This is a genomic window from Arthrobacter sp. SLBN-53 (genome assembly GCF_006715585.1).
Classification (GTDB): domain Bacteria; phylum Actinomycetota; class Actinomycetes; order Mycobacteriales; family Mycobacteriaceae; genus Mycobacterium; species Mycobacterium neoaurum_A.
Map to the genome: position 1 here is coordinate 1,811,626 of NZ_VFNN01000001.1, position 14,741 is coordinate 1,826,366.

Genomic DNA, 14,741 nt, shown 5'->3' on the forward strand with positions numbered 1-14,741 from the left:
ACCCGGTACCGCAGGTATTGACTACCGTTGGTATCGGGCTTACCGTCGGAATCTCGGACCGCTCAAGGGAGAGTCGACGATGACCGCTTCGGTGAAGGCAGGGACCACACGCGCCGAGTTCGCCGAGCGCCTGCTCAAAGGGTCGGTGCGCAAGTCGTACGAGCCGATCGTCGACATCGATTGGGACGCACCCCTGGATCCCGACAAGTTCTACCTGCCGCCGAGGGTGGTCTCGCTGTACGGCACCGAGCTCTGGGAGTCGATGACCCGGGCCGAGCAGATCGAGTTGTCCCGCCAGGAATTGGTCAACACCCTCTCGGCGGGCATCTGGTTCGAGAACATCCTCAATCAGTCGCTGCTGCGCAAGATGATGCATGCCGACCCCACCGCGGCCACCACCCACTACGAGCTCACCGAACTCGGCGACGAGACCCGACACATGGTGATGTTCGGTAAGGCGATCGCCAAGGTGGGCGCCAAACCGGTGCGTCCGCGGCTCTATCAGCGGATCATCATCAACGCCCTGCCGTTCGCGTTCCGCGGGTCGGTGTTGTGGGTAGCCGCCCTGGTCGGCGAGGAGATCTTCGATTCCCTGCAGCGCCAGATGATGGACGATGACGAGTTGCAGCCGATGGTGCAGCGCCTCATGCGCATCCACGTCACCGAGGAGGCCCGCCACATCCAGTTCGCCCGCGACGGCCTACGCAAGCGCACGCCGCAGATGTCGCGGGCCAAGCGGATCTGGGTCGGCAATCTCAACGGGCTCGGCGGGCCGTTCTTCCGCCACCTGTTCACCAATACGGTGCAATACCGCCGGGTCGGCCTGGACGGGAAAGAAGCGCGCCGGATGGCCCGCCGCTCACCGCACCGACAGCAGGTGCAGATCGCGGGCTTCGCACCGCTGGCGTCGTTCCTCGACGAGGTCGGCCTGATGGGTCCGATTGCCCGGCGGATGTGGCGACGCAGTGGATTCCTGCCGACCGGCACGATCGGCACCGCCGGCCGCGTCGAGGACACCGACCAGGACGGCCCGTCCGACGATGACTTCTACAGCGGCCCCGCGACGGTCGACGGCCGCCAGGTCCAGGTCATGTTGGCCGGCCATCTGGATCCGATCGACGGTCGATATCATTGGCGCGGAACGGTTCTGGAGCCACTACCCGAGGGGCCCGGCAATCCGGTCTCGATCACCATCGGCGAGCGCACCGCATCGGCGAAGTTCACCGAGCGCAGCCAGCAGGGTGGCTACTCGATCGCCGGGGTGGGCACGCCGCCTTTTCCGCGGTAAGCCCTGACCAGCAACACCGCGGCAAAGATGCCGCCGAGAACCCCGGAGATCAACAACGGCACGGTTCCCGCTCCGGGGCCGGCCCCCCAGGCAAGTCCCGCCCAGATACCGGCGAACAGGATCGCAAAACCGCTTGCGCCCTGGAAGACGCCCTGCCCGCTGGCCTGCAGGTCAGGTCCGACCAGCGAAGAGATCCACGCCTTGCCGACCCCGTCGGTGCAACCGGCGAACGCGCCGTACGCTCCGATCAGCACCGAGGCGAGCATCGGGTCGGTCGTCAGCCCCAGTCCGGTGTAGCCCACCGCGAAGAAGACCACACAGATGGCGAACACCGCGAGCCGTCCGATCCGGTCGGCGAGCAGGCCCGCGGGATAACTCGACGCCGCGTAGACCAGGTTGTAGCCCACATAGGCCGTGATGACGCCGGTGACCGAGAAGCCGATCTCGGACAGCCGCAACAACAGCAGCGCGTCCGGGAAGTTGATCACGCCGAACGCCACCAGCGTTCCCGCGGTTCGCCAGTATTGCCGCGGCAGATCCTTGACCCTGGCGAAGACGGGGCGGCGCTGCGTGCGTTGGACACGCCGGGGTTCGCTGACCAGGAACACCAGCGCGACGCTGAGCAGAGCCGGAACGACGGCGATCCAGAGCAACGGGGCGATCTGCTGGTCGAGCAATTCATAACCGGCCAGGCCGATCAGCGGGCCGATCACCGCCCCGAGAGTGTCCATGGCGCGGTGGAAGCCGAACACCCGGCCGCGCGCACCGGCATCGATCCCGTCGACCAGCAACGCGTCGCGTGGCGCCCCGCGCAGGCCCTTACCGAGCCGGTCGGTGACGCGGCCGGCCATCACACCGGGCCACGTCGCGAACGCCGCGACCATCACCTTGCCCAGGGCCGCCATACCGTAGCCACCGGCGATCAGCGGGCGCCTGGCGAACCGGTCACCGAGCGGACCGGAGGCCAGCTTGGTCAGCGAGGCCGCACCCTCGGCCGCCCCCTCGATGGCGCCGACCACCGCGGGCGGGGCGCCCAGCACCGTCGTCAGGTAGATCGGCAGCAGCGGGTAGAGCAGTTCACTGGCCGCGTCCTGCAGGAACGAAACCGCAGACAGAAGGCGGACGTTGCGGGTGAGCCAGGCTCGGGGCAGCCGGCTCATCCTGCCCGACCAATCCGCATCGCATAATTAGAACGTGTTCTAGTATCGGCGTCATGCGGTTCACCTATGCGGAAGCCATGACCGATCCGAAGTACTACATCCCACTGGCAAAGGCCGCCGACGAGGCCGGATACCACGCGATGACCATCCCGGACAGCATCGCCTACCCCGAGGTCTCGGATTCGAAGTATCCCTATACCGAGGACGGGAACCGAGAGTTCCTCGATGGCAAGTCGTTCATCGAGTCGTTCGCGCTCATCGGCGCATTGTCGGCCGTGACGACCAAACTGCATTTCAACATCTTCGTCCTGAAGCTCCCGATCCGGCCACCGGCGCTGGTCGCCAAGCAAACCGGATCACTGGCCGCGATGTTCGACAACCGGCTCGGACTCGGTGTCGGCACCAGTCCGTGGCCCGAGGACTACGAGATCATGGGCGTACCGTTCGCCCGCCGCGGGAAGCGGATGGACGAGTGCATCGATGTCATCCGCGGTCTGACGTCCGGGGACTACTTCGAGTATCACGGTGAGTTCTACGACATCCCGAGCACCAAGATGACCCCGGCACCCACGAAACCCGTGCCGATCCTGGTCGGCGGCCATGCCGATGCCGCGCTGCGCCGGGCCGCCCGCAACGACGGCTGGATGCACGGCGGTGGCGATCCGGCCGACCTCGATCCGCTGCTGGCCAAGCTGGCGAAGTTCCGCGAGGAGGAAGAGCGCATCGGCAAGGCCGACGAGTTCCAGATCCACGTCATCTCCATCGACGGGTTCACCCTCGACGGGGTGAAGCGCCTCGAGGACAAGGGCGTCACCGACGTCATCGTCGGTTTCCGGATCCCGTACATCATGGGCCAGGACACCGAGCCGCTCGACGACAAGATCCGCAACCTGGAGTGGTTCGCCGAGAACGTCATCGCCAAGTGCTGACATCGACGGCCTGACACCGGCGGCGCGCTACCCCGGCTTGACGGCCTGCACGGTGTAGGTGAGCGGCAGCCGTTCGGGGTGCTCGGCGAGCACGTACTCACCGTCGTACTCGGCGCTCTCGACCATGGCCTCGAGCGCTTTCCACGGCGCCTCGCGGTGTTCCTCCAACGCGGTGACGACCAGACCGGCCGCGGTCAGGGCGGTGAAGACCTCGCCGAGACCGTGATTGAACGACACCCCGGCCGATGCCGCGAGCGTTCCCTGCCCGGCGTAGCTGCTCGGCTCGTCGAACGCGGTTCCCGCCGTCTCGAAATACGGGTAGTGCACCACCAGCAGATCATCGGATCGGCCATCACCGATCGTGTCGAGCATCGGGTGTCCCTCACGCATGAACAACCGTCCACCGGGACGCAGGAGTTCGGCGACCACCGTGGCCCATCGCCGGATATCGGGCAGCCAGCACAACGCACCGATACCGGTGTAGACCAGATCGCAGCACTGGCCTCCGAGAGCGCCGACCGCGTCGTAGACATCGGACTCGACGAATGCGACCGGGTTGTCGGCGCGCGCCGCCAGCGCGGTGCCCGCGGCGATCGCCGACGGCGAGAAGTCCAGTCCGGTCACCGATCTCGGCCCGAGTCGGGCCAATGAGACGGTGTCGGTGCCGATATGGCATTGCAGGTGCACCACGTCGAGCCCACTGATGTCCCCGAGGCGGGGAAGGTCGTAGCGCACCACGCCGGACAGGTACCGAGGGTCCGCGAAGCCGTCGAGCTCGTAGCCACCGGGGCCCAGGTGTATCGGGACCCGGGATTCCCAGTTCGCCAGATTCAGCGCCCGCCAGTTCTCGGTCATGGGAGAACATTCTGGCACCGGCCACGCCGTCGGAATCTCGGCGTCAGAGGCGTGCGTCGATCGCGGCGACGCTGAGCACGTGTTCGAGCACGAGCATCGCAGTACCGACCGTGGCGGAACGGTCGCCGTGCGCCGCCGGGCGCACCTGCAGAGCCCCGGTGGCTTCGGCGGTGGCGTTGCCGTACAACGACTCTCGCAGGCCCGCGACGAACATCTCGTACACTCCGGCCATATCGCCTGCGATCACGACGGCAGCCGGGTTGAGCAGGTTCACCGCAGGCGCTATCCCCGCACCGACGGCGCGCCCACTCTCACGGACCATCCGGCGGGCCTCGGGGTCGCCGTCGGCGGCCAGCTCGGCAACATCGCGCAGGTGCCGGACGGATATGCCCTGTTGCTGCAATGCCCGTACGATCGCCCATCCGCCCGCGACGGCCTCCAGGCACCCGGTGTTCCCACAGCGGCACGGAATGCCCTCTGCGGCAACGACCTTGTTATGACCGAATTCGCCCGCGGCCTGGTTCGCGCCACGCAACAGCACGCCCCCGGCGATGATGCCCGCACCGAGACCGCTGGAGGCCTTGACCACCAGCACATCGTCATCGCCACCGCGTTCGGCCAGCGCGATGGCGTTCGCATCGTTGTCCAGCACGATGGGCGCGGACCCGATGCGCGGTAATGCCTCCAGGTAGGGACGCAGCGGCACACCGTCCCAACCGCGCAGGATCGCCGATCCGCAGCTGCATCCCCGTTCGGCATCGACCGTGCCCGGCAGGGTCAGCCCGACACCGTGGACGTCGACCCCCGGGAACTGTTCCAACAGAACGTCGAGTCCCTTGCCGATATCGGGCATCAGGTCAGCAGGACCGAGCGCGACCTCGGAGTCGATATCGGAGAGCGCCAACACCGCGCCGGCCAGATCGCAGACCGCAAGACGGGTGCGGCTGAGCCCCACCGCGACCGAGAGCACGATCCCGGCATCGGTATCGACGCTCAGCTGGGTGGCCGGACGCCCGCCCGTCGAGGGAGCCGGCTGGCACTCCTTGACCAGCCCGGCGCCCAGGAGGACCGCCAACCTGGCGCCCACCGCGGTCCTGGACAGGCCGGTCAGCGCGGTGATCTCGGTACGCGTCAGCTCGCCCTTGGCCCTGATCAGGGCAAAGACTTCACCGACGCTGGTCACACCTCATTGCAGCACAGTTGCGTAAGATTGGCCACTTTCGCCGAAAAAAGACATAACTCGGTTGAATGCCGACCCTAAGTATCCGTAGGCTGCATTCGGTGACCCCGAGCACCCAACGCCCCACCACCCCGCAGTCGGTCGTGGCCGCCGATCCGGCGGTGCGTGCGCTGGCCGTCCTGGCGCTCGCCCTCGGCGGCTTCGGGATCGGCACCACCGAGTTCGTTGCCATGGGCCTGCTGCCCGATATCGCGAGCGGTTTCGGCGTCTCCGAACCCACCGCCGGACACGTCATCTCCGCCTATGCACTCGGTGTCGTCATCGGCGCGCCGACCATCGCCGCGCTGACCGCCCGTGTCCCGCGGCGGGCACTGCTGCTGGGCTTGATGGCGGTCTTCACCCTGGGCAACCTCGCCAGCGCGCTCGCCCCCTCCTACACCACACTTGTCATCGCCCGATTCGTCGCCGGATTGCCCCATGGTGCGTTCTTCGGCATCGCGGCACTGGCGGCGGCGCACCTGATGGGCCCCCGCAATCGCGCCAAAGCGGTCGCCTATGTGCTGTCCGGTTTGACGGTTGCCACCGTGCTCGGCGTGCCGCTGGCCTCCTGGCTCGGTCAGGCGTTCGGTTGGCGCAGCGCCTTCGTGCTGGTGGTCGTCATCGGCCTGATCACACTGACCGCGCTGTGGTTCTGGCTGCCCGACCAATTACGCACCATGCACGTGACCAGCCCGCTGACCGAACTCGGCGCCCTGCGCCGTCCCCAGGTCTGGTTGGCGGTCATGGTCGGGATGATCGGCTTCGGCGGGATGTTCGCGGTCTACACCTACATCAGCACGACGATGACCGACGTCGCCGGACTGCCGAGAACGCTGGTTCCGGTGGCGCTCATGATGTTCGGTCTGGGCATGGTGGTGGGCAACCTCGTCGGCGGCCGGTTGGCCGACATCTCGGTGATACGAGCGCTGTACCTGTCCCTGGGGTCACTCGGCGTCGTCCTGCTGGTGTTCGTGGCCGCCGCGCACAACCCGTGGACAGCTCTTCCGGTGCTCTTCCTGATCGGCACCGCGGGATCGGCGGTCGGTCCGGCGTTGCAGACCCGACTGATGGACGTGGCGCACGACGCGCAGACACTCGCGGCGGCGCTGAACCATTCGGCACTCAACATCGGCAACGCGGCAGGCGCCTGGGTCGGCGGACTGGTGATCGCCGCCGGGCTCGGCTACACCGCGCCGGCGGCTGCCGGATCGATCCTGGCGATGTGTGGTCTGCTCGTGCTCACGCTGTCGGTGTTGCTGGGGCGCGCTACTCGTCGATGATGTGCACGGCGGCCTCCTCGGCCGACGCCGCACCGCCGTCGATGCCGACATCGCTGCCGAGTAGGTCCTTTTCGGTATCCACCCCGGAGCCCTCGTCGGGTGCCACCAACCGGCCGGAGCGCCGGTCGCCCACCTCGTCGTCACCGGCCTGCTCATCGGGACGGTAGTTTTCGTCGAGGGCGGGATCGGGCTGCTCATCGGCCAGCCGCTCATCGAGGCTCTCGTGCTCGCGCGGCTCCTGCCACCGCTCCGGCGGTGAATAGCCTTCGTCGAGCAAATCATCGACACCGCGGTCGAGCAGGGTGTCCTCAGCCGTGAGTTGGTCTTCTTCTTCCGGGCTGTATCCCTGATCGTCCTCGGGCAGTTCTGCGGTCATGCCGACAACGCTACTCATCGCACCGAATGCGCGCCGCTGATCGTCGAACCGGCCATCGAGAAGCTGCGAGCAGGAATTCGTCGGGGCGAATAAGGTGTGATGGTGGACCACCGTTCTGATGCCGCCGGGTTGATCACAGGCCCGCGCCGCTTCACGGATACAGCGGATCAACCCCCGTGCGGACCGGCTCATGTCCACTCCGAAAAACGTTCCCCTGGCAGGCATGAAAACACCGATAAACGGGTACGTAGCCCCGCGATGGCTTCAGGCATGCAGGCTGCGCTTCACGCACGCAGCGATCCACCTCCTGCGTGGCTTGTTTCGCTGCGCGCAGATGTCCTCGACGCCGTGTCCGACTTCCTGGCCGACACCTGCGCCGATGCCCTGCGCGGCAGCCATGTCGACATCACCGAACGCGTGCTGCGCGACATGCTCGCCGAGGGCAAATGTCTGCGCTCGACCTATCTCTACCTGGGCTGGCGTGCCGGCGCGGACGGCAGTCACGCCGCCGTGCGGGCGGCAGGAAGTCTGGAGTTCCTGCACGCCTTCGCCCTGTTCCAGGACGATGTGATGGATGAGTCGCCGATGCGGCGCGGACGCCCCAGCGCGCACCGGGCCTTCGAGGACTGGCATCGCGAACGCGGACTGCCCGGGTCCTCCGCGCGTTTCGGTGAGTCGGCGGCGGTCCTGCTGGGCGACCTGTGCCTGGTGTGGGCCGAGCAGATGTTCCGCCAATGCGGGCTGCCTTCCGAACCGCTGGCCCGGGCCTGGCCGCGCTATGACGATATGCGCACCGAGCTTGCCATCGGGCAGTTCGCGGATCTGGTCAACGACACGGCGGGCTTCCCCACCCTGGACCGCGTTCTGGATGTGGCCCGGCGCAAGTCCGGTAACTACACCGTGCGCAGGCCCCTCGAGATCGGGGCCGCGCTCGCCGGCTGCGACGATGCGGTATCGGAAGCCCTGGGCCGCTACGGCGAGAACATCGGCGAGGCCTTCCAGTTGCGCGATGACCTGCTCGGCGTCTTCGGCGCCCCGGCGACCACCGGCAAGCCGATCGGCACCGACCTGGTGGCCCGCAAGGCAACGACCGTAGTGGTCGCGGCGTACGAACTGGCCACCGGAGCCCAGCAGCGCCAGTTCAAGGAATTCATGACCGCCGAACGACTCGGCGATGACGACATAGCTCGCTGGCAGAACTTGATCTCGGAGGTAGGAACAGTGCAGCGGATCGAAGATCTGATCCATTCACGGTTCGCCGCGGCAACGGCCGCGCTCGACGGTGTGGCCGGCGGCGCGCTCGACCCCGAGGTGCGCGCAGCGCTCGTCGCGACCGCCGCGGCCTGCACCGAGCGGACCGCCTGATGCGCACGGTGGCTGGTCGCACCGACCACGTGGTCGTGGTGGGGGCCGGATTGTCCGGACTGTCGGCGGCGCTGCACCTGGCAGGCAGGGGTCGCCGGGTCACCGTCGTCGAACGCGGGTCGGATCCCGGCGGCCGGATGGGCCGCGCCGACATTTCCGGCTACCGCATCGACACCGGTCCGACGGTGCTGACCATGCCCGACATCATCGACGAGACCTTCGCCGCGGTCGGCGAATCCACCGCCGACCGCTTGGAGCTGCATCAGGTCGACCCGGCGTATCGGGCGTCCTTCGCCGACGGCAGCAGTATCGACGTGCACAGTGACGCGGCCGTCATGGCCGCCGAGATCGAACGCTTCGCCGGTCGTACCCAGGCCGAAGGCTATCTGCGCCTGCGTGATTGGCTGACCAAGCTCTATCAGGTCGAGTTCCAGGGCTTCATCTCGTCGAACTTCGACTCCCCGCTGTCGCTGCTGACCCCGCAGCTTGCGAAGCTGGCCGCGATCGGCGGTTTCCGCGGCTGGGAAACGATGGTGCGGCGGTTCATCACCGACGAGCGATTGCTGCGTGTCTTCACCTTCCAGGCTCTATACGCGGGCGTGCCCCCGCGCCGGGCGCTGGCCGCCTACGCGGTGATCGCCTACATGGACACGATCTCCGGGGTGTACTTCCCCAAGGGCGGAATGCGCGCGCTGCCCGACGCGCTGGCCGCGGCGGCCGCCGATGCCGGAGTCGAGTTCCACTACGACGCACCGGTTTCGGAACTGGAGCGCACCGGCGACCGCATCACCGCGGTCCGCACCGCCGCCGGTGCTCGATTCGCCGCAGATGCCGTGGTGCTGACCACCGAGCTGCCGGACACCTATCGCCTGCTGGGACGTAGTCCCCGACGGCTGATCAAGCTGCAGCCCGCGCCATCGGCGGTGGTCGCCCACATCGGTTGCGGTGCCGTCGCCCCGGATGCCGGCGCATCGCATCACAACATCCTGTTCGGCAACGAATGGGCGCGCACCTTCGAGGAGATCATCGACGAGGGTGTGCCGATGGAGGACCCGTCACTGCTGGTCACCCGCCCCACCGCGGCGGACCCGAGCCTCGCCCCGGAGGGCAGGGATCTGCTCTACGTCCTCGCCCCGACACCCAATCTTGATGTCGGCGCACGGGACTGGGACGGTCAGCGCGACCAGTACACGGCGCAGATGCTCGACACCTTGGCTGCCCGGCTGCCGAACGTCGTCACCGATCCGCAGGTACTCGACGTGGTGACCCCCCAGGACTGGGCCCGCCAGGGCATGATCGCCGGCACACCGTTCGCCCTGGCGCACACCTTCGGCCAGACCGGACCGTTCCGCCCCGCCAACACCGTGCGCGGTATCCCCAACGCGATCCTCGCCGGTTCGTCCACCGTTCCCGGCGTGGGAATCCCGACCGCCATCGTCTCCGGCCGACTGGCCGCCGACCGGATCACCGGAGCCGATTCCTCGGTCCGTCCCCGAATTTTCACCCGATGAGGAGGACCAGATGATGCTCGGCTCAGAGCTCGACGCAGCGGGTGTACAGGGCAGGGAACTGCGCCAGGCATATCAACGCTGCCGGGCGCTCAACGCCGCGCACGGCAAGACCTTCTTTCTGGCGACCCGGTTGCTGGCACCGGGCCAACGCCCGGCGGTGCACGCGCTGTACGGTTTCGCCCGCCGTGCCGACGATGTGCTCGACGGATTCGACGATCGCACCACTGCCGAACGTGAAGACGAGTTGCGTCAGCTCTCGGATGCGCTGCACAGCAGGCTGGTCGAGAACCGGATGGCAGGTGACGACCCGGTGCTCGACGCGGTGGTCGACACCGCGCGCCACTACGGTCTGCCCTGGCAACTATTCGAGGATTTCCTGGCCTCCATGCGGATGGACCTGACGATCAGCGACTACCCGGACCGGGCCGCATTGGACCGCTACGTCTACGGGTCAGCCGAGGTCATCGGTCTACAGCTGCTGCCCATCCTCGGCACGGTCGTCCCCACCGCGGAGGCAGCACCGCACGCCGCCGCGTTGGGAAAGGCATTCCAGCTCACCAACTTCCTGCGGGATATCGACGAGGACCTCACCCGCGGCCGCGTCTACCTACCCGCCGACGAACTCGCCGCGCACGGTGTGGACCGTGAGGTGCTGTACTGGTGCCAGCGCAATCGGCGTACCGACGTACGGCTGCGGGCGGCGCTGGTCGAGCAGCACGCGATCACCAGGGACATCTATCGGCAAGCCGAACTCGGCATCCCGATGCTGCGGCCGCAGTCGCGGCCGTGCATCCGGGCCGCGTTGACGCTGTACTCCGAGATCCTGGATCGCATCGAGGAGATCGACTTCGAGGTGTTCACGCAGCGGGCCACCGTGTCCAACGGCCGGCGTCTGCAGGTCGCCGCCCGCGGCCTCGGCGCCGCGTGGCGCGCCCGTATCCGGCAGGCGGCGTGAGCACATACGACGTTCCCGAGGCCTTCGACGCGGGTGCGGCTGCCTATGACGGCCTGGTCGGCGCCAATCCCGGGTACCACCGCCATCTTCGGCTCTCGGCGCAGCGCATGGGTATCCGCGACGGCGGACGCGGACTGCGGCTGCTCGATATCGGCTGCGGCACCGGCGCGTCGACCGCGGCCCTGCTGCACGCCGCCCCGCACGCCGAGATCGTCGGCGTGGACGGTTCGGCGGGCATGCTCGAGCAGGCCCGGACCAAGCGGTGGCCGTCCACGGTGACCTTCGTGCACAGCCGGGCCGAGGACCTGGCACAGGCCGGGGTGCACGGCCCGTTCGACGGGATCCTGGCGGCATACCTGGTGCGCAATCTGCCCGACCCCGATCCGGTGCTGCGTATGCTGCTTGGCATGCTTTCCCCGGGAAGTGTCTTCGCCGCCCATGAGTACTCGGTCCGTGACTCGCGAGCGGCCGGCATCCTCTGGAACGCGGTGTGCGCCGCGGTCATCATCCCGGCGGGTCGATTCCGCACCGGCGATGCCGATCTCTACCGTTACCTGCGCCGCAGCGTCAACGACTTCGATGGCGCAACACAGTTCCGAGACCGGTTGCAGCGCAACGGATTCACCGACGTTCAGAGCATGACGATGCCCGGGTGGCAGCGCGGTATCGTGCACACCTTTCTCGGCAGGGCGACGTCATGACCGACCGCCGCCGCGTCCGCCATCGCGCCGGGTCCGGCCAACCACATGCCGCCTATCTCGCCGACCGGCCCACCGTCGCGGTGATCGGTGGTGGTATCGCCGGCCTGAGTGCGGCAACCGCGCTGGCCGAGCGCGGGGTGGCCGTGCATCTGTTCGAGCGTGAGCAGTACCTGGGCGGCCGCGTCGGCGGGTGGACCGAAACCGCTCCCGACGGTTCGCACATCACGATGAATCGCGGCTTCCACGCGTTCTTCCGGCAGTACTACAACCTGCGCAACGTGCTGCGCAGGGTCGACCCCGAACTATCCATGTTCACCCCTCTCGACGACTACCCGCTCGTGGACGGACAAGGTCGACGCGACACCTTCCGGGGCCTGCCCCGCACGCCACCGCTGAACGCGATGGCCTTCGCATTACGCAGTCCCACCTTCCGCGTGCGCGACCTGATCCGCATCGATGCCAAGGCGGCGGCACCGTTGGCATCGGTGTCGGTGCCCGAAACGTACTGGCAGCTCGACGATTCGGACGCCGAGTCATTCCTGCGCGATATCAACTTCCCCACCGCGGCACAACATCTTGCCTTCGAGGTCTTCTCACGCAGCTTCTTCACCCGGCCGGACGGCCTGTCGGCGGCCGAACTGGCCACCATGTTCCACATCTACTTCCTCGGCTCCAGCGAGGGCCTGGTGTTCGACGTCGCCGCCGAGAACTTCGACATCGCCCTATGGAAACCGCTGGAGCGCTATCTGCAGCGTCACGGAGCCGATATCCGCACCGGGGCGGCCGTCACGGCGGTAGGCAACGATGATGAGGGTCGGTTCCTGGTCACCACCGAGTCCGGCGACACACTGCGCTGCGACGGCGTGGTCCTGGCCACCGAGGTGCCTGCGCTGCAACGCATCGTCGCCGGTTCTCCCGGGCTCGGCGATGCGCAATGGCGCGCTGCGATAGGCGATCTCGGAACCGCTGCACCGTTTTTGGTCCGGCGCCTCTGGTTGGACCGCCCGGTCGACGCCGACCGGCCCGCGTTCCTCGGCACCGGCGGCCTGCCGCCGCTGGACAACATCAGCGTGCTGGAGCGCTATGAGCGGGAAGCCGCGGAGTGGGTCGACCAGCATGGCGGGTCCGTGGTGGAACTGCACGCCTACTCGATCACCGAGGACAGCCCGGAGCTTCGGAAAGCGCTGGACAGTCGGTTGTACGAGCTCTTCCCCGAGACCGCCGATGCGCGCGTGGTGCACGAGGTCACGCTGTGCCGCAACGACTGCCCGCGACTGGCGCCCGGCGATTTCGCCGGCCGGCCCGGTGTGCGGACACCGGAGAATGGTCTGGTGCTTGCCGGTGACGGGATCCGCATCGATCTTCCGGTGGCGTTGATGGAACGTGCCGCGACGACAGGACTGTCGGCGGCAAATGCCCTGCTCGAACAGTTCGGGGTGCGCGGTCACGACATCTTCACGGTGCCGGTGCGCGGCAGGTCTGCGGTCCTGCGGCATTTCGCAGAACGGGTCGAAGGGCGGGTGTGGACATGAAAGCGTGGCCGTTCGAACTACTCCCGCGCACTCCGTGGAGTCAGCAGAAGCCGACCTACCGGCAGGCCGACCCGGCGGTGATCGACGCCGCCCTGAAGCGGTCGCAGAATCGGCCCAGCGGCAACTGGTATGTGGTGGGGGCGAGCACCGACATCACCTCCAAACCCTTCGCCGCCACCGTCGCCGGTGCCGAACTGGTCTGCTGGCGCGGTGACGACGGCCGGTTGCACGCCGGTCCGGCCCGTTGTCCGCACCTGGGAGCCGATCTGTGCACCGGGGTGGTCGAACGCGGCAACCTGATCTGCCCGTGGCACGGTCTTCAGTTGACCGGCCGAACCCGTGCGGACTGGACGGCGGTTCCGATCCACGACGACGGTGTGCTGGTCTGGGTTCGGCTCGACCGGATCGGCGGTGAAACCCCCACCGAGGCACCGATTCTGCCGGCCCGGCCGGGACTTCCGCGGATTTCTGCCGTCGCCGCCATGACGGGCGACTGCACACCGCAGGACATCATTGCCAACAGGATGGATCCCTGGCACGGCGCCTGGTTCCATCCGTACTCCTTCACCCGGCTGGAGGTGCTCAGCGCACCGCCGACGGATCCGGATCTACCCGAGGAAGAGGACCGTTTCCTCGTTGCGGTCACCTTTCGACTCGGCCGGTTGGGCATTCCCGTCATCGCCGAGTTCACCAGCCCGGAGCCCCGCACCCTGACGATGCGCATCATCGAGGGTGAGGGGTGCGGCAGCGTCGTGGAGACCCACGCGTCGCCATTGCGCGCTGGTGCGGACGGCCGCCCGCAGAGCAGGGTCGTCGAGGCTGTCATCGCGCACTCGGACCGACCCGGCTTCGCTCATGCCGGACGTGTGCAGGGTCTGATCATCCCGTTCATGCGCCATGCCGCACATCGCCTCTGGCGCGATGACCTGGTGTACGCCGAGCGGCTTGCGCAGGTCCGCCGTCAGGACGACGAGGCGACGCGGGAGGGCACCGCAAACCTGCTCACGCCGCCGAGCGCCGCGCCCACGACGGAAGATCGGCCGCGTCGAGCAGCGGAACCTGAATCTGCGCCCACGGGCTGATCGCCCAACCCAGTTCTGCGGCCATCCGGATCTCGGGCCAGTGCACCCACGCGGTGTCCATCACTTCCTCGGGTGCCACGCGCAGCGGCCCGTCGATCAGCGCACAGAACACCGGGCAGAGCTCGTTCTCCACCGTCCCATCGGCCGCGGTCGCGCGGTACCGGAATTCGGGAAGGATGCAGTGCACATCGCGCACGGCCGTGCCGAGTTCCTGATCTGCGCGACGATGCACCGCGTCCACGGTGGGTTCGTGCGGGCCGGGATGCCCGCAGAACGAATTGGTCCACACCCCCGGCCAGGTGCGCTTGGTCAGCGCCCGCCGGGTCAGCAGCACGCGACCGTGGTCGTCGAAGAGATGACAGGAGAAGCCGAGATGCAACGGGGTGTGTGAGTGATGCACCGTGGCCTTGTCGGCACTGCCGATGGCCCGGCCGGAATCGTCAAGGAGGACCACCTGCTCGTCATTCACAACGGGACTGGTTACCCGC

The 14,741-nt window shown here is 67.7% G+C and carries 14 protein-coding genes; 9 read left to right on the forward strand and 5 right to left on the reverse strand.

Going from position 1 to position 14,741, the window contains the following annotated elements:
* The first annotated feature begins 79 nt into the window (after positions 1-79).
* Positions 80-1,288 (forward strand): diiron oxygenase, encoded by a 1,209-nt coding sequence (locus FBY28_RS08590; RefSeq protein ID WP_141865902.1) that lies wholly within the window; start codon positions 80-82, stop codon positions 1,286-1,288.
* Here the strand turns inward: FBY28_RS08590 and FBY28_RS08595 are convergent.
* Positions 1,246-2,448 (reverse strand): MFS transporter, encoded by a 1,203-nt coding sequence (locus tag FBY28_RS08595; protein WP_141865904.1) that lies wholly within the window; start codon positions 2,446-2,448, stop codon positions 1,246-1,248. The genes FBY28_RS08590 and FBY28_RS08595 overlap by 43 nt on opposite strands.
* A 53-nt stretch (positions 2,449-2,501) precedes the next feature.
* Here FBY28_RS08595 and FBY28_RS08600 point away from each other — a divergent pair, with 53 nt between their 5' ends.
* Positions 2,502-3,377 carry an LLM class flavin-dependent oxidoreductase gene (locus FBY28_RS08600; protein WP_141865906.1) on the forward strand — a complete coding sequence of 292 codons (876 nt, stop codon included), beginning with the start codon at positions 2,502-2,504 and terminating at the stop codon, positions 3,375-3,377.
* Between the two features lie 27 nt (positions 3,378-3,404).
* On the opposite strand, the gene FBY28_RS08605 is transcribed toward FBY28_RS08600, so the two are convergent.
* Positions 3,405-4,232: a class I SAM-dependent methyltransferase gene (locus tag FBY28_RS08605; protein WP_141865908.1), complete on the reverse strand. Its 828-nt coding sequence runs from the start codon at positions 4,230-4,232 to the stop codon at positions 3,405-3,407.
* Between the two features lie 43 nt (positions 4,233-4,275).
* Positions 4,276-5,415, reverse strand: coding sequence for an ROK family transcriptional regulator (locus tag FBY28_RS08610; protein ID WP_141865910.1), 1,140 nt, complete (start codon positions 5,413-5,415; stop codon positions 4,276-4,278).
* A gap of 98 nt (positions 5,416-5,513) precedes the next feature.
* Here FBY28_RS08610 and FBY28_RS08615 point away from each other — a divergent pair, with 98 nt between their 5' ends.
* Positions 5,514-6,731: an MFS transporter gene (locus tag FBY28_RS08615; protein ID WP_141865912.1), complete on the forward strand. Its 1,218-nt coding sequence runs from the start codon at positions 5,514-5,516 to the stop codon at positions 6,729-6,731.
* On the opposite strand, the gene FBY28_RS08620 is transcribed toward FBY28_RS08615, so the two are convergent.
* Positions 6,718-7,107, reverse strand: a complete 390-nt coding sequence (locus tag FBY28_RS08620; protein ID WP_141865914.1) for a DUF5709 domain-containing protein — start codon at positions 7,105-7,107, stop codon at positions 6,718-6,720. The two genes, FBY28_RS08615 and FBY28_RS08620, sit on opposite strands and share 14 nt — an antisense overlap.
* A gap of 270 nt (positions 7,108-7,377) precedes the next feature.
* Between FBY28_RS08620 and FBY28_RS08625 the strand changes: the two genes are divergently transcribed.
* Genes FBY28_RS08625 through FBY28_RS08650 form a run of 6 tightly spaced genes read left to right on the forward strand, consistent with a single transcriptional unit; the run spans position 7,378 to position 14,253 of the window.
* On the forward strand, positions 7,378-8,472 hold the full coding sequence (locus tag FBY28_RS08625) for a polyprenyl synthetase family protein (protein ID WP_141865917.1): 1,095 nt from the start codon (positions 7,378-7,380) through the stop codon (positions 8,470-8,472).
* Positions 8,472-9,983 (forward strand): phytoene desaturase family protein, encoded by a 1,512-nt coding sequence (gene crtI / locus FBY28_RS08630; RefSeq protein WP_141865919.1) that lies wholly within the window; start codon positions 8,472-8,474, stop codon positions 9,981-9,983. The genes FBY28_RS08625 and crtI overlap by 1 nt, the downstream gene beginning before the upstream one ends.
* 10 nt (positions 9,984-9,993) lie before the next feature.
* Complete coding sequence (locus tag FBY28_RS08635; protein WP_216847577.1) at positions 9,994-10,938, forward strand: phytoene/squalene synthase family protein; 945 nt, start codon at positions 9,994-9,996, stop codon at positions 10,936-10,938.
* On the forward strand, positions 10,935-11,639 hold the full coding sequence (locus tag FBY28_RS08640) for a class I SAM-dependent methyltransferase (protein WP_141865921.1): 705 nt from the start codon (positions 10,935-10,937) through the stop codon (positions 11,637-11,639). The genes FBY28_RS08635 and FBY28_RS08640 overlap by 4 nt, the downstream gene beginning before the upstream one ends.
* Positions 11,636-13,171 carry a hydroxysqualene dehydroxylase gene (locus FBY28_RS08645; protein ID WP_141865923.1) on the forward strand — a complete coding sequence of 512 codons (1,536 nt, stop codon included), beginning with the start codon at positions 11,636-11,638 and terminating at the stop codon, positions 13,169-13,171. The genes FBY28_RS08640 and FBY28_RS08645 overlap by 4 nt, the downstream gene beginning before the upstream one ends.
* The gene (locus FBY28_RS08650) at positions 13,168-14,253 is read left to right on the forward strand and encodes a DUF5914 domain-containing protein (RefSeq protein ID WP_141865925.1); all 1,086 of its coding nucleotides are present in this window, start codon (positions 13,168-13,170) and stop codon (positions 14,251-14,253) included. The genes FBY28_RS08645 and FBY28_RS08650 overlap by 4 nt, the downstream gene beginning before the upstream one ends.
* On the opposite strand, the gene idi is transcribed toward FBY28_RS08650, so the two are convergent.
* On the reverse strand, positions 14,174-14,722 hold the full coding sequence (idi, locus tag FBY28_RS08655; RefSeq protein ID WP_141865927.1) for an isopentenyl-diphosphate Delta-isomerase: 549 nt from the start codon (positions 14,720-14,722) through the stop codon (positions 14,174-14,176). The genes FBY28_RS08650 and idi overlap by 80 nt on opposite strands.
* Between the last annotated feature and the right edge of the window lie 19 nt (positions 14,723-14,741).

Bases quoted from the DNA above. Each gene is read 5' to 3' on its own strand.
- FBY28_RS08590 (WP_141865902.1), top strand. From the start codon at position 80: ATGACCGCTTCGGTGAAGGCAGGGACCACACGCGCCGAGTTCGCCGAG.
- FBY28_RS08595 (WP_141865904.1), bottom strand. From the start codon at position 2,448: ATGAGCCGGCTGCCCCGAGCCTGGCTCACCCGCAACGTCCGCCTTCTG.
- FBY28_RS08600 (WP_141865906.1), top strand. From the start codon at position 2,502: ATGCGGTTCACCTATGCGGAAGCCATGACCGATCCGAAGTACTACATC.
- FBY28_RS08605 (WP_141865908.1), bottom strand. From the start codon at position 4,232: ATGACCGAGAACTGGCGGGCGCTGAATCTGGCGAACTGGGAATCCCGG.
- FBY28_RS08620 (WP_141865914.1), bottom strand. From the start codon at position 7,107: ATGACCGCAGAACTGCCCGAGGACGATCAGGGATACAGCCCGGAAGAA.
- FBY28_RS08625 (WP_141865917.1), top strand. From the start codon at position 7,378: ATGCAGGCTGCGCTTCACGCACGCAGCGATCCACCTCCTGCGTGGCTT.
- crtI (WP_141865919.1), top strand. From the start codon at position 8,472: ATGCGCACGGTGGCTGGTCGCACCGACCACGTGGTCGTGGTGGGGGCC.
- FBY28_RS08635 (WP_216847577.1), top strand. From the start codon at position 9,994: ATGATGCTCGGCTCAGAGCTCGACGCAGCGGGTGTACAGGGCAGGGAA.
- FBY28_RS08645 (WP_141865923.1), top strand. From the start codon at position 11,636: ATGACCGACCGCCGCCGCGTCCGCCATCGCGCCGGGTCCGGCCAACCA.
- FBY28_RS08650 (WP_141865925.1), top strand. From the start codon at position 13,168: ATGAAAGCGTGGCCGTTCGAACTACTCCCGCGCACTCCGTGGAGTCAG.